At 62.3% G+C, this 20,231-nt stretch carries 12 protein-coding genes and 1 tRNA gene; 7 read left to right on the top strand and 6 right to left on the bottom strand.

The genetic code is table 11. The features are described from left to right. Positions 1-19: 19 nt before the first annotated feature. Positions 20-643, bottom strand: coding sequence for a hypothetical protein (locus DN745_RS14130; protein ID WP_133622033.1), 624 nt, complete (start codon positions 641-643; stop codon positions 20-22). Between the two features lie 360 nt (positions 644-1,003). On the opposite strand from DN745_RS14130, the gene DN745_RS14125 reads away from it, so the two are divergent. The 5 genes from DN745_RS14125 to DN745_RS14105 all read left to right on the top strand — a co-directional run bounded on the left by DN745_RS14125 (position 1,004) and on the right by DN745_RS14105 (position 8,516). Beyond that, positions 1,004-1,978, top strand: coding sequence for a TerC/Alx family metal homeostasis membrane protein (locus tag DN745_RS14125; RefSeq protein WP_111335834.1), 975 nt, complete (start codon positions 1,004-1,006; stop codon positions 1,976-1,978). Positions 1,979-2,050: 72 nt separating this feature from the next. Then, a complete protein-coding gene (locus DN745_RS14120) occupies positions 2,051-2,389 on the top strand; it encodes a hypothetical protein (RefSeq protein ID WP_133622034.1) in 339 nt (112 codons plus the stop codon). A gap of 88 nt (positions 2,390-2,477) precedes the next feature. Beyond that, on the top strand, positions 2,478-3,857 hold the full coding sequence (locus tag DN745_RS14115) for a metallophosphoesterase family protein (RefSeq protein WP_162687685.1): 1,380 nt from the start codon (positions 2,478-2,480) through the stop codon (positions 3,855-3,857). Next, on the top strand, positions 3,854-7,708 hold the full coding sequence (locus DN745_RS14110) for an AAA family ATPase (protein ID WP_111335830.1): 3,855 nt from the start codon (positions 3,854-3,856) through the stop codon (positions 7,706-7,708). The genes DN745_RS14115 and DN745_RS14110 overlap by 4 nt, the downstream gene beginning before the upstream one ends. A 166-nt stretch (positions 7,709-7,874) precedes the next feature. Beyond that, on the top strand, positions 7,875-8,516 hold the full coding sequence (locus DN745_RS14105) for a PEGA domain-containing protein (protein ID WP_162687684.1): 642 nt from the start codon (positions 7,875-7,877) through the stop codon (positions 8,514-8,516). Here the strand turns inward: DN745_RS14105 and DN745_RS14100 are convergent. From DN745_RS14100 to DN745_RS19590, 4 genes are all read right to left on the bottom strand, one after another. Further along, positions 8,482-9,975 (bottom strand): formimidoylglutamate deiminase, encoded by a 1,494-nt coding sequence (locus tag DN745_RS14100; RefSeq protein ID WP_111335826.1) that lies wholly within the window; start codon positions 9,973-9,975, stop codon positions 8,482-8,484. The genes DN745_RS14105 and DN745_RS14100 overlap by 35 nt on opposite strands. Before the next feature lie 549 nt (positions 9,976-10,524). Further along, positions 10,525-11,766, bottom strand: a complete 1,242-nt coding sequence (locus DN745_RS14095) for a nucleoside permease (protein WP_111337703.1) — start codon at positions 11,764-11,766, stop codon at positions 10,525-10,527. A gap of 197 nt (positions 11,767-11,963) precedes the next feature. Further along, positions 11,964-14,585: a bifunctional aspartate kinase/diaminopimelate decarboxylase gene (locus DN745_RS14090; protein WP_111335825.1), complete on the bottom strand. Its 2,622-nt coding sequence runs from the start codon at positions 14,583-14,585 to the stop codon at positions 11,964-11,966. Positions 14,586-14,622: 37 nt separating this feature from the next. Beyond that, entirely contained in the window at positions 14,623-16,344 is a 1,722-nt protein-coding gene (locus tag DN745_RS19590) for a bifunctional serine/threonine-protein kinase/formylglycine-generating enzyme family protein (RefSeq protein ID WP_111335823.1), read from the bottom strand. A 100-nt stretch (positions 16,345-16,444) separates the two neighbouring features. On the opposite strand from DN745_RS19590, the gene DN745_RS14080 reads away from it, so the two are divergent. Beyond that, positions 16,445-18,073 (top strand): YiiX/YebB-like N1pC/P60 family cysteine hydrolase, encoded by a 1,629-nt coding sequence (locus DN745_RS14080; protein ID WP_111335821.1) that lies wholly within the window; start codon positions 16,445-16,447, stop codon positions 18,071-18,073. 89 nt (positions 18,074-18,162) lie between these two features. Beyond that, positions 18,163-18,235, top strand: a tRNA-Ala gene (locus DN745_RS14075). Positions 18,236-18,313: 78 nt separating this feature from the next. Here DN745_RS14075 and DN745_RS14070 read toward each other — a convergent pair. Further along, positions 18,314-20,224: a lytic transglycosylase domain-containing protein gene (locus tag DN745_RS14070; protein ID WP_133622035.1), complete on the bottom strand. Its 1,911-nt coding sequence runs from the start codon at positions 20,222-20,224 to the stop codon at positions 18,314-18,316. Positions 20,225-20,231: the final 7 nt, after the last annotated feature.

Raw genomic sequence — 20,231 nt, 5'->3', positions numbered from 1 at the left:
CGAGATGGGGGCTCAAAGATTAGTTGAGCCCGAACGCGGCGTTGATGCAGGTGGTGGCCTCTTCGCAGGTGGTCAGATCCAAGCAATAGCTTGTTTTGGCGCTCCAGTCGCTCGCGTCGGTGGTGCGGGCGGTGCGGATGCATGCGCGCTCGAAGGCGGCGGTGGAGCCATCCGGGGCGCACTCTTTGAGCGATGCCTTGAAGTCGCGGCAGGTGTCCAGGCGCTCCGCGGGGGTTGGGAGGCGGTCGTAGCAGGCCTGGGCGGCGGCGTTGGCCGAGCCGCCAAGTTCTTCACAGCTTAAGTCGTTGACCAGGCAATCGCCGAACTCCTCGATGACCGAGTCACTCCAATTTTTGACCGTGGTCGAGCACTCGTTGAAGCAGTTGAGGTTGTTGACGCCACAGGCGCCGATTTTCTCGCAGCTATTGGTGCACGCTTCCAGGGTGCTCGAGTCGGGGAGCACGCAGACCGAGTCCTCGCATAGCAGGCCGGGGCGGCAATCGCCGTCCTGGCCCATGCATCGCTCACCGGGCGCGCCCTGTTTGGTCTGCGTGGCGGCCGAGCAGGCCATCAGCGTCAGCGCGCACAGCGCCATAAGGACCAGCCCAACTGCCATGAAACGTATATTTTTTGCCTGACTCATCGGATTGCGCTCCATCGAGATTCTCAAACCTAGCGGCAAGATTTAATTAGATTATTTGGGATTGACGGGTATAAACAATGCCATGCCAATACGCGTACCTTACCGAGATATAAGTGGATTGCAACTAATTTCATGGGTGCGCGCGAAGGTTCGCCAGCAGAAACTGGCGAATTATTTGAGGAAATAAAACGCATTTCTTTGCAATTTTAGGGCGGCGCTAGTAGTTGGAGTAGCTGCGCAGGATGATATTGAATTTTAGGTGTGATTCGAGCGCTCTGTTGACGAAAGCCTGTAGAGATTGAGCCCGACCGGGGCTCGAAGCCGCACTCAATTATTTCGAGTAAGAAGGGACGAGAGTAGATGGACAACTTTTTAGAATACGTGACGAATCCCGATATCCGCCACTGGGTTGTGTTTGTGGTGGTGCTGTCGATTTTGCTTTTTATCGACCTATTCTCCCATCGCGACGACAAGCACGAGACGCGAAAAAACGCGATCGCCTGGAGTATTGTCTGGATCGGCGTCGGCCTGGCGTTCTCCGGCTATGTCTGGTGGGAACACGGTGGCATTAAGGCGCAGGAATATATCGCCGCGTATCTTATCGAGAAGGCGTTGAGCGTCGATAACCTCTTCGTATTCCTATTGATCTTCGGAAGCCTGAAGATCCCCAAAGAAAACCAGCGACGGGTGTTGTCCTGGGGGATTTTCGGGGCGCTTATCTTCCGTGGACTCTTTATCTGGCTGGGCGTCGCCGCCTTGCAGCAGTGGTCCTGGATGACCTATGTGCTCGCCGGTATCCTCGCCCTGGGCGCGATTAAGGCGTTCTTCGAGGACCCGAACGCCGAGCACGAGGACAGCAAGCTCGTCGCCTGGTTGTCGAACCATATCCCGATTACGGATAAGCTCCACGGCCACGACTTCTTCGCCAAGGTGGCCGGGAAATGGGTCGCCACGCCGCTATTTGTGGCGCTGATCGCGATTGAGCTGACCGACGTTCTCTTCGCCATCGACTCGGTGCCCGCGGCGCTGTCGGTCAGTGATGACCCCTACCTGGTCTATGCGTCTAACGCCTTCGCTATCCTTGGTCTGCGCTCGCTCTATATCGCGATGAGCCACGTGCTCGACGACCTTGAGTACCTGCACTACGGTCTGGCGTTGGTGCTCTTCTTTGCGGCGATCAAGATCGGTTTTCACGAGCAATTGCCGATTTCTCCGGCGGTGTCGATCGGCGTGATCATCTTGATGATCGGCGGGTCGGTGCTGGCGAGTTTGATGTGGCCGAGCAAGGCCGCCTTGGCGAATCGAGCGGCCCGGGCCGAAGAAGACGCAGAATAAGATATAAGATGCACTCAGGGCCATATTCATGCGAATATGGCCCTTTTTTTGGGGTTTTGCGAGGGAGCGACGGTGACAGATTCAGCAAACGAAGCCATTGAGTGGGCGCACCACGCGCATCCCTTGACCCTCGCCTTTCAAGCGCAGGTCGCCGAGATGATCGCCGAGCTGGACCGCCGCGGCCGCGGCCAGGACCTCGACCGCGTCGCCGCCTATACCCAGCAACCCCGCGGCGAAGTCTCCCGGCTGACCGCGGTGTTCTGGACCATCGACGAAGACTATCAAAAACCCCTGCGCGAATTGATCGACACGTACCGCCAGCAGGCGGAGGCCGCGTTTGGCCTCATCCCCGACGATACGATCATTTACGAGCTGATGTACGCGATTTACCAGAAAGCGCGTTGCGATTAACCCACGCTTGCCCCTATGCTTCTCTCCGCTGAGCGATATCTCATCGCGAATTTTTAATAATATTTTGTGGGAAATCTGGAGAGAACGAGTGCGTTTTTTACATACCTCCGACTGGCATCTTGGCGTCTCGCTCAATCAAATTGATTGCCAACCCGAGCAAGAGCGTTTTCTGAAATGGTTGGTCGACACGCTCACCGAGCGCGAGATCGACGTGCTCGTGATCGCCGGCGATATCTTCCACTATTCGAACCCCTCCAACGCCGCGCGCAAGCTGTATTTCGAGTTCCTGCGCGATTGCACCGCGATCGAGACGCTGCGCTCGGTGGTGGTCGTGGGCGGAAACCACGACTCCGCTTCCGGGCTGGAGGCGCCGCGCGAATTGCTCCAACTCTTTGATATGCACGTTGTCGGCGCGCTTGCGTACGACGAGACCCAATGGGCCGACCAATGTCTGGTGCCGATTACCGGTGCCAGCGGCGAGGTGGAGTTGGTGGTCGCGGCGGTGCCCTATGTGCAGGAGAAGCACCTGGGCGTGCGAATGGGGGACGGTGGGCAGACGGAGTTGCGCGCGCAATATACCGCGGCCTTCCAAAAGCTCTATAGCGACCTGGCCGGCGAGGCCGAGGCCCGCTGGCCGGGGGCGCAGCTTATCGCGACCGGGCATATGACGGTCTACGAGAACGCGAAAAAAGACGCGCAAAAGGGTGACTTTCACAGCGCGATTCACCGCACGCAGGTGCGCGATGCCGCGCAGCTTGCTCAGGAGGTCGCCGACGCCCAGGCGCCCGAGTATCTGCGCACCGTTGGGACCATCGAGGCGATGGGGCCGAAGATCTTTGACCCGCGCTTTCGCTATATCGCGCTCGGCCATATCCACCGACCCTTTCCCGTCGGGGCGCGCCACATCCGCTATAGCGGCACGCCGATCGCCACCAGCGTCGACGAGCGCGCGCCGAGCCGCCAGGTGATCCTGGTGGAGTTCGACGCCGAAGACCCGGCGAACCCGCTCGATATTCAGCCCATCAGCGTGCCCTGCTGGCGCGAGGTCTTTAAATTGGAGGGAAATCGCAGCGAACTCAGCGAAGCGCTCAGGGGGCTAAAGGCCGAGGCGGACGCGCCCGCGGCGGTCTTTTTGACGGTCTTGCTTGAGCAAAGCGATATCGTGGGCGTGAGTCATCTCGACCATTTCCAGAAGATCCTCAAAGAGAATCATCCATCTGGAAGGGTGCCGATTATCGCGGAGATTACGCAGCGCTTCGCGACGCGCGCAGAGCTTCAGGCCGACGGCGGTGAGCCGATGCCGACGCTTGCGCCCATCGAAGAATTGACGATGTCGGATGTATTCGCGGCGCTCTATCAGCAAAAAAACGGCACGGATCAACCCCCACCGCCCAGGCTGCTCGAGAAGTTTAGCGAGGTCCATCAGCTATTCCTGGACTCCGACGAATCCACGCAGGGGGAACAATGAAATTTCATCGCATTCAAATTGAAAATATCAACTCGCTTTATGGCCCCAATGAGATCGATATCGACCGGGATTTCGACGGGGTGCCCCTCTTCTTAATCATGGGCCCGACCGGCTCGGGCAAGACCACCATCCTGGACGCGATTTGCCTGGCGCTTTTCGGGGCAACGCCGCGCCAACCGACGGGGCGTGGGATTGGCGGGTCGTCTGGCATCGCAAGTCGGGTCAATTCGGTGGGAACCTGGCAATCAAAGTCAGTGGTCGAATTTAGCCTCTTCGACGCCCATCAGGGCGTGCGCACGTATTATCGGGCCAGTTGGCTATTCGAGCGGGCGAATCAGGAGCCGGACGGCACCCCGAAGACGCCTAAGCGGGTCCTGGAAAAACGCCGGGCCGATGGCCGTTGGACCGACAAGCCGCTGACCTCCTCCGATAAGGAAAAGGAGTTTCAGCCCGCGTTTGACGATGTCCTCGACGGCATGGCCCTCGACCATTTTCTGCGCAGCGTGATGCTCGCTCAGGGGGACTTCGCCGCGCTGCTGAGCGCCGACAAAAAAGAGAAGATCGCGATCCTGGACCGCATCACCGACACCTCCGCCTACCAAAAGGTCGGCGTGTTGGCCTACGAGCGCATGAAAGAAGAGCACGCGTTATTTAAGGAGTTGGAGAGTAAAATTGAGGGCGTCGAAGACGTCTCCGAGGACGTGCTGGCGACTGAACGCGCCAGGCTGTCGCAAGCTCAAGACGACGCGCGCCGGCTGGAGCGCTGTCAGAATACGGCGCTTGAGCGCCTCGATTGGTTGAAGGCCGACGCGGCGCTTAACGCCGCTGCTGAGCGCGCTGGCGAGGCGCTGAAGGTCGCCGAGGCGGAGCGTGAGGCGCGCGCCGACGAGATGGCGCGGGTTGAATTGCACGACCAGGCCAGCCCGGCGCGCGACGCGATTCTTGAGTTGGCGCGCCTCAATAAGGAGCAATCGCTCAATCAAGCCAAGCTGCCGACGCTTTTAGAGGCGGTTCAGAACAGCAAAGTTGAGCTTGAGGCGGCCCAGGCGGCCGAGGCCACGGCCCAGCAGAATCTTCAGGCCGCCGAGGCCGCGTTTGAGGCACAAAAGCCGAAGCTGGCGGCGGCCAAAAATGCGCAGACGGCCCAGGAAACCGCGAAGGCCGATGTCGAGCGGGCGGCCGAGAAAGTGCAGGCATGTGAGGCCAAACGCGTCGAGGTTAAAGCGCTCTTCGACCAGGCCACACAAGCCTTTGAGGGCGCTCAGCAAAAGCAAAAGCAGCTCGCCGACGAGATCGAGAAGACCGCCGAGCACGCGATTATCGCCGAGAAATTGCCGCACCTTCAGGCCGGTTATGACCGGCTGAATGACAAGCGCGCGCAGGCCGCCAGCGAGCGCCAAAAGCAGGATGAGTTTCGCGGATTGGTCGAGACGAAGTCCGCGGCGTTGGAGTCGCTCGATGCCAAGGTTGCCGCCCAAAAATCGAAGGCGGAGCCTCTTCGGAAGGCGGTAGACGACGCGCATCAAGTGCTCGAGAATCTGCTCGGCGACGCCGATGACGCGCGCATGCGCCGCGATGAGATTCTGGCCGAAGACCGCCGCCTGGAGAAACGCCAAGTCGCGCTCGAGGCGCTGCTCGATAAGGTGGATGAGCGGCGCAAGAAAAGGACGATGCGTGATTCCTTCGAGGACTTCTATCAGTCCGAAATGAAAGGCATTTCTGGGATAGATGCTGAACTTGCAACGCTCGGCGCCCAGCGCGCCGAGAATGACGAAGAGCTCGCCGAGAACGCCGCCGCGCTGACCGCGATTGGCCGCAGCCTATTGGCCAACGAGCTGCGCCAAAATCTTGAGCATGGCCAGGATTGCCCGGTCTGCGGGAGCCTTGAACACCCCAAAAAATCGGGCCATGGCGAAGATTGGGCGAGCGAGCAGGAGTCGGCCGATCTGGCCGAACAGGCGCGCCTCAACGCGGCGCGCGCGAGCCTCGTCGAGCGCGGCGAAGCGCTCGCCAAACAAGAAAAATCGCTGAAAGAGAGAAAAGACACGCTTGTGCCGAGCGTCACCGAGGCGCAGACCCGCCTGAATATGACGGTCGAGGAGATCACAAAGCTCGACGCGGTGATCGCGCAAATCGAGGCTGACGCGGGGCTGGAGCCGCGGATCTCGCACCTGGAATTCGCGCAATTCGAGAGCGAATATGAGGCCCTCATGAGCGCGCTGCGGCTAAAGCGCGAGCAATTAGAGGCGAAGAAAGACAAGCTCGACGACGCGGAGAATGACCTCGCGGCCGCGAAGCTATCCTTCGACGCGCTCGACAAGACGCTGAAGGGCTTTGAGCAGGAGCAACGCGACGCGCAGAAGGAGCTGGAGTTGGCGCGCGAGCGCCTCGCGTCGGTCGTCGACGCGATCCAAAGCACCGAAGCTCAGACCGAAACGCTTCGCCAAAATTGCTGCGAGTTATTCGCGCAGATTGGCGTCGATATCGGGCAGGATGCCGAGGGGCGCTATCTTTTCGACGCCGGTTTTGAGACGGCCACCGCCCGGCGCGACGCCTGGGATAAAAATCAGGCGGCGCTTGAGCGCGTCAAAGAAGAGACCCGCGAGGCTGAAAAGAGCCTGCATCAATATCAGGGCGACCTTAAAAACGCCCAGGAGCAGCTTAAGGAAAGGCAGGCCGAACTGCAGGCATATCGCCTCAAGCTCGAGGCCGCCGACAAGGCCCTCGCCGAACACCTCGCGCCCTTTGATGGCAAAAAGCCCGCCGAGGTTGAGGCGTTTCATGAAGACATGATCAAAGCCGCGCGGGCGCTTCACGCCCGGCGGGCTGAGGCTCGCCAGCAGGTCGCGATCGCGGTCGAGAATGCGCAGAGCGCGCACGCAAATACCCAAGATGCGCTCAAGGCGATCGCCGAGAAGTTGGGCGAGACGCAGTCCGAACTCGATGAAATTATTGAGGAAATTGCGGCGAATAATCCGGCCCTCTCCACGATCGACGCGGTCCAGGACGCGCTGCTCGCCGATGAGGAGTACCGGGCGCTCAAGGAGCTATATGACGGGATTCGGCGTCGGCTGCGTGACGCCCAGAGGGACGTCGAACGCGTCGCCAGCGAGCAAGAGGCGCACCAGGCCAAATGCCCCGAGGATTTTGAGGCATCGCTCTATTCGGTCGAGGTTTTGGAGCAGGTCCACCAGCAGCTAAAGGAGGCGGTGCGCGACAAAAATACCGCCGTCGGCCGCTTGGATGTGATCGTGGAGGGCATCGCGAAGCAATTGGCTGAGTTGGGCAAATATCGAGAGCAGCGCGATGCTCAGAAGTTGCGCTATGACGGTTGGAAGGAGCTCAATGAGCTGATCGGTACGTCGACTGGCGACAAATTTAAGGAATTTGCCCAGGCCTTGCACCTGGGCCGGATTGTCGCGCGCGCCAATCTGCATTTGCAGCGGTTGCGACCGCGCTATGTGCTCGACACGCAGCTTGGAAAGGGGAATCTGCCGACGCTTGATTTCGAGATTATTGATAAGGAGAACGCCGACCAGCGTCGTTCGTTGAGCAGCCTGTCGGGCGGCGAGACGTTTTTGGTCTCGCTGGCGCTCGCGCTGGCGCTGGCCGACCAGCAGCGGATTCGGGTGCCGATGGAGACGCTCTTTTTGGACGAGGGTTTCGGCACGCTGGACCGCGAATCCCTGCAGCAGGCGATGGAGACCTTGCAACATCTGCACGCGAGTATTGGGCGAACGGTGGTGGTCATCAGCCACGTCGAGGCGCTCAAAGATAAGATTGCCCACCAGATCGTCGTGACGCGCGAGCTGCCAAATCGCTCGAAGGTCGTGGTGCCCGCGTTGGTTTAGGAGGGCGCGTCATGTTGAAATCACAGAGCGGAGGCGGTATCGAAGTGGCTGGATGCGCCATATGTTGCAAGGAATAATCCGGGCGTCCTATGATGCTATGATTGAACGCCGCGCGCCGCGGATGTTGTTTGGGCGTGTCGGGGATGCTAAGGACGAGATTATGAAAATGACGCGGATAATTGGATTATTTTTATTGAGCGCCAGCGTACTCCTGATGGGGACGCCGGTCGCCGCGCAGTCGCAGGGCCGACGCGGGACGAACCAGCAGCGCGTGAAGAAATACGACCCGGCCGTGCTGGTGGTCGTGGCGAATTTCGGCAAGGCCAAGGTCACGGTCAACGGCCTGGCGTACCCCGAGTACGCCGGGGAGTCGGAGGAGCCGGGCATGGTGCTGCCGGCCGGCGGCCCCTACCGCGTGGAGGTTTCCTTCGACGGGAATCTCAAGACCTATAGCATCTATTTGAAGGCCTATGAGACCCGCTATTTGATGGTGGATCTGACCGGCTTTAACGGCACCAAAGCGGTGGCCGCCGCGCCGCGCCCGACGGCCGCGCCCACGCCGCCCCCGAAGGCCGACGAGGGCAACAACGAGATGGGCCGCGTGACGGTATATTCAAAGCCCGGCGGGAAAATCTTGGTGGACGGCAAAGACAGCGGCGAAGCCTCGCCGGGCACGGTCGAGGTCGAGCCGGGACGCCACGAGGTGGCGGTGCGCTTTGACAGCGGCAATGACTCGGAGCGCAAGGTCGTGCGTGTGCGCAAGGGCTCGCGAATTAAATTGTTTTTCCGCGAGAAGGAAGGCGAGTAAGGCGTCCGCCTTCCACGATCTTCTCGCCGCCCACAAAGACGTCGCGCACCGCGCCGGGCGTCATCGACAAAATCATATTGGGGAGCAGGCTGTCGGCGTCCGACCCGAGCAGGGTGATATGCTCGAGGTCGACCGCGACGAAGTCCGCGTGGTTGCCGGGGGCGAATGTTCCCGCCGGGATGCGCAGGGCGCGCGCGCCGTTTTGGGCGCCCATCGGCCATAGGACGTCCGCCGTGCGGGGCGTCTTGGCCGAGGCGAGGACGTTGCGTTTTTCGTAGCGCAGCCGCTCGTGATATTCGACCAGGCGCATCTCTTCCCACAGGTCGATATTGGTGTGGCTATCGCTGCCCAGGCAGATCGGCACGCCGCGCTCGACGAGCTTTTTAGCGGGTAAGAATCCGTCTCCGAGGTTTCGCTCGGTCGTCGGACACGCCACGATGCTGGGGCGCGCGTCGGCCAGAAGATCGTATTCGGCGTCGGCCAGGTGGGTGCCATGCACGATGCTCAGGCGCTCGCTGAGCAGGCCCATTTCGGCCAGTGCGGCGATGGGCGCGCGGCCGTATTCGGCGAGGCTTTCGTCGATCTCACGGCGCTGCTCGCAGGCATGGATGTGGAGCGCGAGGTCCTCGGCGGCGGCATATTCGCCCATGGCGCGCAGCCAATTTTCGGGCACCGCGCGGATGCTATGCGGCGCGAGCCCCACGGTCACCAGCGGGTCGTCCTGCCAGCGGGTTCGCAGGTCGCCGAGCCGCGCCAGGTAGGTGTCGACGTCGTCTTCGACGAAGCGGCGCTGCTCGTCTTCGGCCGCGCGGCCAAAGCCCGCGCGATTGTAGCCCACGCGCAGCAGCGCGATGCGAATGCCGACTTCTTTGGCCGCGGCGATCACGCGATTGGCGAGCTCGTTGGGGTCGGCGTAAGGCTGCCCATCGGGTTGGTGATGCAGATAATGAAACTCGCCCACGGTGGAGATGCCGCTCAAGGCCATCTCCATAAACGCGAGCTTTGATACCTGCTGCACCTTGTCAGCCTCGTACCCCAGCGCCGCCGCGTACATCGCCTGGCGCCAGGTCCAAAAATCCTCGGCCTCGCGCCCGGGCACCAGATACTCGGTCTTCCCGCGAATCCCGCGCTGAAACGCATGGCTATGCGCGTTCACAAGCCCCGGCACCACCGCTACATTGCCCAGGTCGACACGCGTAAAATCATTGAACTCGGGTTGTTGAGGCGCTTCGGGGCCAAAAACGCCGAGGATTTTCGCGTCATCGACGGCGAGGTGGCCGTTTTCGATCCAGGCGGCGGTCGGTTGGGAGTCGTCGAGGAGATAGCGGGCGGCGTAGAGGGTTTTCATGGGTGAATGGTGGGTGTGTTTTGGGTGTTTGGTGGCGTCATCCGGGGCGTGTGTTTTGGGTGCTTCGTGGCGCCATCCGGGGCATGTGTTTTGGATGATTCGTGGCGCCATCCGGGGGGCCTCGGTTTGCGATGGGTGCGGGATTTTCGATGTGTCTATGATTTATTAGTAGCGATTGCTTTTTGGGAGACTCCCCCCCCGGCTGCAGAGGTCCCGCTACGCGGGACGACGCTCCGGCTACGCCTCCGCCCAATAACGGCTTCCATTTCGATGCCGTTAATGAGCGAAGCGACGTGTGGCGAAGCGAAGCGTAGCCACACCTTTGTAGCCGGGGGTGAATCCACGAAAGCGCGAAAACCTACGCAAATCAAAACTCGTCGAGAACCGCACAAACCGCCATCAAGCTAGTAGCCCGCGGATAGCGTCGCGGATCATCACAAACATCCATCGGCGCACGCCCCGAACCGCACAAACCGCCATCAAGCTAGTAGCCCGCGGATAGCGTCGCGGATCATCACAAACATCCATCGGCGCACGCCCCGAACCGCACAAACCGCCATCAAGCTAGTAGCCCGCGGATAGCCCCCGGGTAGCGTTCATCACCCGATAATTATGCACACGAAAAACCCCGACATGCGCCGGGGTTTCCATGAAACATCATCAGTGGGCGACGTCGGCCAACTCCTCAGGCTTATGCTTATAATGGAACACAAACGGGAAGACGATGGCCAGGAGCAGGGCGTAGCCGGCGAAGACGAACCAGATGGTTGACCAGTCGCTGACGCCGTCGGTGGTGTAGAGGTCGACGACCCAACCACTGGCGACGCCGCCGATGAGCGCGCCGAAGCCGTTGGTCATGATCATGAACAGACCCTGGGCGCTGGCGCGCATCTTGGGGTCGGCTTCCTGCTCGATGAAGATGGAGCCGGAGATATTGAAGAAGTCGAACGCCATGCCGTAGACGACCATCGACAGGATGAGGAAGACCAGGCCGCCGGCGGGGTCGCCGATGCCGAACAGGGCGAAGCGCGCGACCCAGGCGAGCATGCTCATGACCATGATCTTCTTGATGCCGAAGCGTTTTAGGAAGAAGGGGATGGTCAGGATGAAGAGGGTCTCCGAGATCTGCGAGATGGACAGCAAGAGGTTCGGGTGCTGGACGCCGAAGGAGTCCGGGTAGACCGTGCTGAAGCTGTCGAGGAACGGGCCGCCGAAGGCGTTGGTGATCTGCAGGGCGGCGCCCAAGAGCATCGAGAAGATGAAGAAGACCGCCATGCGCTTCTCTTTAAAGAGCACGAAGGCGTCCAGGCCCATCGCCGTGACCCAGCCCTTGCTGGCGTCGACGCCAACCGGTTTGGTCTGGGGCAAGAGGAAGGAGTACAGGCCCAATAGAGCCGCCGCGCCCGCCGCGATCAGGAATTGGTTCGGGCTCTTGGTCCAGCCCATGAAGTCCACCGACCACATCGCCAGGATAAAGCCGACGGTGCCCCACACGCGAATCGGCGGGAACGCCTCGGTCACGTCGAGGCCTGCCTTTTCGAGCAAGCTATAGGAGACCGCGTTGCTCAGCGCGATGGTGGGCATAAACGCCATCAGGTGGATGAACATCAGCGTGTAGAAGATCGAGTATTCGGTGACCATCGAGGCCCCGACCAGCGCGGCCGCGCCGATAAGATGGCAGGCGCCCAGGACTCGCTCCGCGTTGACCCAGCGGTCGGCGATGATGCCGGTGAGCCCGGGCATAAAGAGCGAGGTGATGCCCATCGCCGCGTAGACCGCGCCGATCTGAACGCCCTCAAATCCGAGGGTGACGAACATATAACCGCCCGCCGAGATCAGCCAGGCACCCCAGATAAAGAATTGGAGAAAATGCAGGATAGTAAGACGATGTTTGATATTCATAACGGCGGCTTCGATCACTGGTGGAGGAGGGTGAAGTCTATGTCTGGGGCGCGCGCCTGAGAGGGCCGGCTTTCCCGGGCTTCTCGCTGGTCGGTGCCGCCCCTAATCACAAGGATGTTTTGGTCAATGCTCACTGTCGGCGCACATTAAGGCACCGGGATTCTGACGGTCAAGCACGGGTATGGATACGCCGGGAATTATTGCATGAAAATTTCGCGCGCGGGCGCCCGTAAATTATAATTTGAGCTCATCGCGTGGCCATAAGCGCCGACCGTGTTGATGAGGATGAGGTCGCCCTCCACGGTCTTCGGCAGGCGACGGGCGTGGCCGAGCACATCGCCGGTTTCGCAGATCGGCCCGACCACCTCGGCGGTCTGCACCGCCGGCTCGTTGAGGCGCGTGAGGTTAAGAATCTCGTGATGCGCGCCATAGAGGGCCGGGCGAATCAGCGAGTTCATGCCGGTCTCGATGCCGATATATTGGATGTCGCCCTTTTGTTTGGTCTGGGTGACGCGCGCCAAAAGGACGCCGGCCTGGGCGACCATAAAGCGGCCGGGCTCCAGCCAGAGCTCCAGATCCGGATGCACCGCTTTGACCTGGCCGAGCAGGGCGCCGACCGCCGCGACGTCCAGCGGCGCCTGGCCGGCTTGCTCGGGGACGCCGAGGCCGCCGCCAAGATTGAGGAGGCGCAATTTGGGGAAATGGGCGCGTAGGGAGGCCAAAAAGAGGGCGTTTTCGGCCCAGGTATCCGGCGTTCGAATGCCGCTGCCGACATGGGTATGAAGCCCGACGACCGTGCAGTCGACGGCGTCGGCGGCCGCGATGAGGCGGTCGATCTCGTCGGGGCTCACGCCGAATTTCGACTGCGGCCCGGCCGTGCGCACATGTTTGTGGTGCCCGCGGCCGCGGCCCGGATCGATGCGCACGATGATCTCGCGCCCGCGAAAAAGCTCGGGCCAGGCCTCGAGCGGATAGAGATTGTCGAGGGTGAGATAGCCCGCCTGGGCAAAGCCGAAGTCGTAGTCTGCGCGCGGGGCGAAGTTGGGCGTATAGAGGATGCGCGCCGCGTCGATCTTCGGGAAGAGTTCGCGCACCCGCTCGACCTCGCCGGGAGACACACACTCAAAGCCCAGGCCGGCTTTTTCGAAGAGCCGCAAAATATCGGGGTGGGGGTTTGCCTTCATCGCGTAGAAGATCCGGTCGACCGCGTCGAGCGATTGAATCGCCGCCACCGATTGCTCCAGGCTTTCGGCGCTATACACGTAGGCCGGGGCGTCGTCGGCCAGGGCGAGGAGTTCGGCGCGGCGGGTGCGCCACCAGATGGGGAAGGCGCTGGCTTCTTCGGGCTCTTCGGCAAAAAGTTCGTTCCAGGTCGGGCCGAAGAGCGCGTCGGAGAGGCGGCGGTTGAAAAGATGCGCGTGCAGATTTCGCACCAGGCGCTCGGCCTGGTCTTCGTCGACCACCACCGTGAGGTTAAGGTCGCTCGCCGCCTGTGAGAGCAGATAAATCGACTGCTCGTCGAAGACCTCAAAGGCCGGCCCGAGCTCGTCGAGGATCGAGCGGATATTTCGCCCGACCAGGCTGACCACCGCGCAGGGGCCGATCTGGCGGGCCACGCAGACCTGGTTGAGATCGGCCAGGAGCCGCTCGATGCTCTGCGCCTCCAGGGCGTTGGCCATCGGGTCGAGCGAGACGGTGACGTTGGTCTGGGAGGTCGCGACCAGGTCGATGGAGAACCCGTGACTTTTAAAGACGGCGAAGGCGTCGGCCATAAAGCCGACCTGCTGCCACATTCCCAGCGTGTCCATCGAGATAAGCGTGACGCCGCGCTTCTGCGAGATCGATTTAACCTGGGCGCCGAAGTCCTGGGTGTCCGACGAGATGCGCGTGCCCTCGAGCTCGGGGCGCAGCGTGCAGCGGATATGCAGCGGGATTTGCTGCTCGCGCACCGGCGCGATGCAGCGCGGGTGCAGGACCTTTCCGCCCATGGTGGCGAGCTCCTGGGCCTCGTCATAGTCGAGCTCGTAGAGCAGGCGGGCCGAGGCGATATCGCGCGGGTTTGAGGTGAACATGCCCGGGACGTCGGTCCAGATCTCGAGGCGCTCGGCGCCGAGCTTTGCGGCGAAATACGCGGCCGAGGTGTCGGAGCCTCCGCGCCCCAAAAGGACGGTGTCGTCCTGTGCGTCGCGTGCGATAAACCCTTGAGTTAAAACGATTTTTGCGGGTTCATTGGCGAGGTCTTGGCGCAGCGCGGGGTCGGGCGTGCATGTGCAGGCGGCCGATAAATAGTGGCGGTGCATATTGATATGCGGCTCGTCGCTGGCCACGAGCATCGTGCGGGCGTCGCGCCAGGTGATCGACGCCCCACGACTCTGCAAATATGCCACGCCCAGGCGCGTCGACATCAGCTCGCCGAGCGCCATGATGCGGGCGTGGAGTTTGGGGCTGACCTCGCGGGTCAGCGAAGCGCCCAGCGCCATGCGATCCATCTCTTCGAAATACTCGCCGAGCGCTGCGTCGGCGTCGACGGCCATGGCGTCGGCCAGGGCGCGGTGGCGGGCTTTAATCTGGTCGATAAGCTCGGCGTAGTCGCCGGTTGGGGCCAGGGCGGCCAACGCTTCGAGCTGGTTCGAGACGCCGCTGAGCGCCGAGCAAACCACGAAGGGGCGTTTGTTTTCGGCGAGCGTGGCCTCCAGAATCTCGGCGACGGTCTGCCAGCGCTCGAGGGTGGAGACGCTGGTGCCGCCGAATTTTAAGACGACGAAGGTATCTGCGGAGGGCGCCGAGTTATCGGCGCCCGAGGTGCGGTTCGGAGACATTGAGTTGCTCGATGAAAAAGTTAGGGGCCGAAGATTTTTAGCGGGGATCAAGGCCATCGGGGTCGAGGGACCAGGCGCAGCGAAAGCCGTGGTTTGCGCGGCGCTCGTCGGGCTCGTAGCGCCCGCGGGCGGCGCAGCGCAGCGAGACCAGGCCGTGGGCGAAGGACCCGCCGCGCAGCACTTTTTTGCTGCCGTGCGCGGGACCGCTGGGGTTATGGGTTGGCGCGTTTTTATAATAGTCGGGGTCGAACCAATCTTGGACCCATTCGAAGACATTGCCCGCCATTTCGTGCACCCCCAGCGGGCTATTGCCGAAGGGGTGCGCGCCGACCTCGCAGGGGGATTGGCCGTCGAAGCAGGCGCGCTTTCGGGTGGGTTCATCGTCGCCCCAGGGGTATTTTCGCCCGTCGGCGCCGCGGGCGGCTTTCTCCCACTCGGCCTCGGTCGGCAGGCGTTTGCCCGCCCAGGTCGCGTAGGCCTGGGCCTCGGTCCAGGTGATATAGACGGCCGGCTTTAGGGGCGCGTTTTTGGGGTCATTGAATTTATGCCATTGCGGGTCGGCTTTGGTGCCGGTGGCGTTGAGGTAGAGCTGATAGTCGGCGGCCGTGACCGGGGTCTGGTCGATGGCGTAGGCGTCGAGAAAGACCTGCGTCTGCGGCGTCTCCTCGGGGCGGGCGCTGAGGTCATCGGCGCTGCTTCCGCGCAGGAAATACCCCTTCTTGATGGGGACCATATTTTGGGATTTGGCCTCCGGCGAGGTCATCAGCACCTCGCGCAGCTCCTGGACCGTCTTGAAGCGATAGACCGGGTCTTTGGAGAGCATGGTGCGGATGATGCTCTCGAGCTCCGGGGTGATCTCGGGGCGCAGCAGGCGCACGTCGGTGGGGTCTTCGTGCAGGATGCTGCGCTCGCTGCCAGCGTCGTCGTCGGGGTTATCCGACAGCGGAAGCTCGCCGGTGAGTAGCTCAAAAAAGATGACCCCGAGGGAGTAGATATCGCTTTGCTGGCTGGATTCGCCGCGCAATTGCTCGGGCGCCTGATAGAGGCGGGGCGCGGTGGCGCTGACCGAGTCGGTCGCCTTGACGCCCATCAGGGTGCCGCTGCCGAACTCGAGTTCGTCCAGGGTGAGCACCGCGACGCGGTCGGCCAGGCCGAAGTCGACCAGGCTAAACTCCGGGAATCCGGTGGTCGGCGAGACCCCCACGAGGATCTTACTGGGCATTAGCTGGCGGTGAGTGATGCGTTTGGAGTGCAGGTATTGGAAAATATCCAATAATTGCAGCACGCATTCCAGGGCCATGCCCGTGGGTAAATGGCGCTGGCGGTCGAGCAGAAGGCGAAGCGTCGCCTGGCCGCGGGCCTCCAGAATCATGGCCGGCATATCGTCGTCGATGACGACTTCCAGAAGATTCGCGATGCCCGGGTGCTCAAGCGACCCGAGGATCTCGGCCTCGCGCGAGAAGCGCCCGCGCATGGTGCGGTCCATGGCGGCTTCGCGGCTGAGCTTTTTGATGAGCACGGTTTCGTCGCTGCCGACGTCGCGCCCCAAAAAGAGATAGGGGTTGTCGCTGCCGGCCAGATGGTCGCCGACCGCCCAGCGCCCGGCGACCATCGTCGGCATGGCGTCCAGGGTTGGGTCGGGCAGTGGGCGCAGCGCCGCGGGGCTTGGCGGCGCGCCGATTGGCTCGCTGCACCGCCGACAATTAGGATTCCCCTGCACGTTGCGTGTGCCGCAACTCGAACAAATAATCGTCGCCATATTTCAGTCCGGGTATTACATCGTGTTTGAGCAGGTTTAGATGTATCACAAACCGGCGTTCCGCTAAAAGCAGTTGGTCTTAAATCACGACGAGAAGTTGATGGGCATTCTGAGGGATAAATTAAAATTCGGCTCGCTCCTGGACCGCAAACGCCTGGGGGTGTTGATGATCCTGCTGGTTGCGTTCGGCCTGCGCATGGCGTGTACGCCGCGGCCCAATAATCGCCACCTGGCCCAGGCCGCGACCCAGGACCTCAGCGCCTTTGACGAGGACGCCGGCCGGATCGCGCGCGCCGACGCGGGGCTGGCCGATCTGTTGGAGTATGGCCGCCAGAACCCCCAGATGCTCGCCAGCGGCCACACCCCCGGCGAGCCGCTGAAGGTGCGCGCGGCGGACCGAAAACACCTTCGCCAGAGCTACGCGGCGCTGCTCGACCACCTCAAGGGTCTCGAGGGCCTGAAATCCCAATGGCAGCAGGTCGCCTTCGACGCGCGCAGCATCCATGGGCCGACGCATGCGCGCGCCTATCTGCTCAGCTACGCGGCGTGGCTGGTGCAGTATCGGCGCGGGCTGGAGTGGGTTGAGTTGACGGTGCCCAATAAGGCGCTGGAGACGATGCTCGATGAGGCGGTGCCGTCCCAGGGCATCGAGCGCGGCTCGTTTGCGCGGCTCAAACGCAACATCATCCATATGCGCTCGGTGGGGCAATATTGGGCGGGGTATCAATATATTCAGACGCTTCGCGGGCCGCTCGAAGAGGCGGGGTGTTTCGAGGACGCGGTGTGCATGGAGGTGATGGGGCAGATCGAGGAGAATCACCAGGCGGCCCGGGTGCTGCTGACCCGGCGGGGCGTGCTGTCCTTTGGGTATAACGCCTGGGATATCGTGCGCGACACGGGCTTTGACGCCTGGTTCCCGGTCCAAACCCGCGCGGCGCGCTGGATGGGCGACACGCGCCTGGCCCGCCAGAGCCGCCATCTTATCGCGCCGGAGCAAATCCGCGAGATGGGCCGGCACCTGGAGCCCGGCGATATCCTGGTGGCCCGGAGCAATTGGTATCTATCCAACGCCGGGTTGCCGGGGTTCTGGCCGCACTCCGAGCTCTTCGTGGGCACCGCCGAGGAGCTTGAGGCCCTGGCCGAAGACGAGCAGGTCGCGCGCTATTACCGCGACAACACCGACTATGACGGCCTCATCGACGCGCTGCGCGAGCGCTTCCCGGCCGCCTGGGCTGCGTATAATGAGCCCGACGCAGCGGGCGAGGTGCGCGCGGTGATCGAGTCGCGCTCGGAGGGGGTGATCTTTACGTCGTTGCAGGACGCGCTGGGCTCCGACTACGCCGCCGCGATGCGCCCGCGGGCGAGCACGGTGGCGCGCGCCCGCGCCATCGAGGTGGCGTTTTCGCATTGGGGAAAACCCTACGATTTCAACTTCGACTTTTTGACCGACCAGGAGCTCGTCTGCACCGAGCTGGTCTACCACGCCTGGCAGCCCACCCAGACCCGCGAGGGCGTCGACTTCGACCTGGTCGACGTCATGGGGCGCACCACGCTGCCGGTCAACATCATCGTCGAGCAATTTGACCGCGAGTACGATAACCCGGACCGAAGCCTGGACTTCGTGTATTTCCTCGACGGCCAGGAGACCGGCGGGCCGGCGCGGGTGCGCGATGTCGCGGCGTTTCGCCAGAGCTGGAAGCGGCCCAAGTGGGGATTTATGCAGGATTGATGTGCGGCGAGGGCGAGTATTGTGGTCCGGCCGCGATGCGAAATTTTAGTTGACCAATGTGATTAATTTGCAGTAAGAATTTTGGGGACGGGGCTATAGCTCAGCTGGGAGAGCGCTAGAATCGCACTCTAGAGGTCAGGGGTTCGATCCCCCTTAGCTCCACTTTGAAAAACGCCGCCCCCGCATTCTCATTGAGATTGCGGGGGCGGCGGTTTTTTGCGTATGGCGCGACCTTTCTGCTCAACGCCCCGGGTATACCAGAATCTTCTGGCCGGGCTGCAAGGTGTTGCTGCGCCGAAGCGAGCGGTTCCATCGCTTGAGTTTTTTGACCGTGACCTTATAGCGCCGCGCGATCAGCCAGAGGCTCTCGCCGGAGCGCACCCGGTGCCAGCGGCGGCCGCGCCCGCTGCTCGAGGTCTTCTTGGCCTTGAGCTTTTTGTGCGCGGCGCTGCCGATGACGATGGGGGTGACCTCGGATTCGGCGGTCAGCGCCAGGGAATCGGTGGCGCGGTCTTCGGGCAAAAAGATCTGCAGATAGAGCCCGCTTTGGAGCGCGGCGTTCGGGTCGAGGTGGTTCCACAGGGTGATGTCGGCCGGGTTGATGCCCAGGCCGCGCCCCATGGCCTTGAGGGTGTCGCCGCTCTGGACTCGGTAAAAATAGCGCTTGAGCTTCGGGTTTTTATACTCGACCGAGGGCAGCAGGATGACCTTTTTGCTGCTGCTTTTACCGCGCGGATTCCAAGTGCCAAGCGCCTTTTTCGGGACGATAAGCTCCTGGCCGATCGGCGGCATCTGGCCTTTTTTGAGCCCGTTCGCCGCGCGCAGCACCCGCGGGGCGACCCGATGGGTCTCACCGATCATCTCCACCGACTCGCCGAAGCGCACCCGGTGGGTGATGTGCTCGGCGCCGTTATCGAGGCGGATCTTGTCGAAGTTCTGGACGAACTTTTTTGTGGTGCCGACCGGGATGCGCAGGGAATAGGTGTCTTTGCCGGGCGGGGTGGCGCCGGTGAGCAGCGCCGGGTTGAGCTTTTTGATGGTGTCCAACTCGGCGCCGACCGCGCTGGAGACCAGGCTTAGGCGGGTGCTCGGCGGCACCTCGACCAAGTCGAATTCGAAGGGCGCGTGGCCCTTGATCATGTCGAGGCCAAACACATCAGCGTTCTTGGCCACCAGCGCCGCCCCGATGACCTTGGGCACGTAGCGGCGCGTCTCGTCATAGAGGCCGTTTTGGCGGCAAATATACCAATAATCGTTGGAGTTATATTTGCGGATCGACTTCGCCATCAAGCCCGGCCCGCCGTTATAGGCGGCCAGGGCGAGCGGCCAGGAGCCGAATTTATCGTAGAGATAGGTCAGGTATTCGGCGGCGGCGATGGTCGATTTCACCGGGTCGCGCCGCTCGTCGACGTAGGCGTCGATGCGCAGGCCCATATAGCGCCCGGTGGAGCGGATAAATTGCCAGAGGCCGACCGCCGCAGCCGGGGAGCGCGCCCAGGGGCTAAACCCACTCTCGATCATCGCCACATAGATCAGATCCTCGGGCAGGCCCTTGTCGCGCAGCGTCTCCAGGATGATCGGCGCGAAGACGTGCATGCGCCGGATCCAGCCGGCCAGGGTGCGTTTTCCGCGGCCGTCGAAGAAGTCCAGGTACGCGCGCACCGCGGCCTGGTCGTGCTGGGTTAAGCCCAGGACCTTGGTGTCGGCGAGGCGCTTCTGGACGTCGGGGCGGTCCAAGAGGGCGGAGCCGGTCGGGGCGGTCTCCGAGAGTCGATGCAGCGCCGAGAGGTAGCCAAGATCGGCGTGAATCAGACTGAGCGTGCCGTGGAAGGGGGCGAGGAGTTCGGGGTCGAAGTCGGTGCCATGGCCGATGACGACGGTGTGCATCGCCTCCTCCTCGAGCTTTTCGAGCTCCTGGACCTCTTTATAGTCGTCGCTGCCGCTTTCGTTCTGCGCCTCGAAGGCCTCGGCGGAGGCGTCAAAACCGGCGGTGGCGGCCACCGAGATCCACTCCGCGGCGGCGTCGACGCTGGGGCTGGCGTCGCGGCGCGTTTGCGATTCCTGCGCGCTGGCGGGCGCAGCGAGGCTCAGGGCAACGAGGCCGCTCAGGCCGATCATCAGGCGACGGGCGTTCGCGTGCGAAAACTTCATATTGATC

This window comes from Bradymonas sediminis, assembly GCF_003258315.1.
In the GTDB taxonomy this organism is placed as follows: Bacteria; Myxococcota_A; Bradymonadia; order Bradymonadales; family Bradymonadaceae; genus Bradymonas; species Bradymonas sediminis.
Note: the sequence above shows the minus strand (reverse complement) of the source record. Positions and strands in the feature narration are given on the sequence as shown.

Excerpts from the sequence above, each read along its gene's own strand:
- DN745_RS14110 (WP_111335830.1), top strand. The coding sequence starts at position 3,854 with ATGAAATTTCATCGCATTCAAATTGAAAATATCAACTCGCTTTATGGC.
- DN745_RS19590 (WP_111335823.1), bottom strand. The coding sequence starts at position 16,344 with ATGGCGACGATTATTTGTTCGAGTTGCGGCACACGCAACGTGCAGGGG.
- DN745_RS14125 (WP_111335834.1), top strand. The coding sequence starts at position 1,004 with ATGGACAACTTTTTAGAATACGTGACGAATCCCGATATCCGCCACTGG.
- DN745_RS14090 (WP_111335825.1), bottom strand. The coding sequence starts at position 14,585 with ATGTCTCCGAACCGCACCTCGGGCGCCGATAACTCGGCGCCCTCCGCA.
- DN745_RS14100 (WP_111335826.1), bottom strand. The coding sequence starts at position 9,975 with ATGGCGCCACGAATCATCCAAAACACATGCCCCGGATGGCGCCACGAA.
- DN745_RS14095 (WP_111337703.1), bottom strand. The coding sequence starts at position 11,766 with ATGAATATCAAACATCGTCTTACTATCCTGCATTTTCTCCAATTCTTT.
- DN745_RS14130 (WP_133622033.1), bottom strand. The coding sequence starts at position 643 with ATGAGTCAGGCAAAAAATATACGTTTCATGGCAGTTGGGCTGGTCCTT.
- DN745_RS14105 (WP_162687684.1), top strand. The coding sequence starts at position 7,875 with ATGACGCGGATAATTGGATTATTTTTATTGAGCGCCAGCGTACTCCTG.
- DN745_RS14070 (WP_133622035.1), bottom strand. The coding sequence starts at position 20,224 with ATGAAGTTTTCGCACGCGAACGCCCGTCGCCTGATGATCGGCCTGAGC.
- DN745_RS14080 (WP_111335821.1), top strand. The coding sequence starts at position 16,445 with ATGGGCATTCTGAGGGATAAATTAAAATTCGGCTCGCTCCTGGACCGC.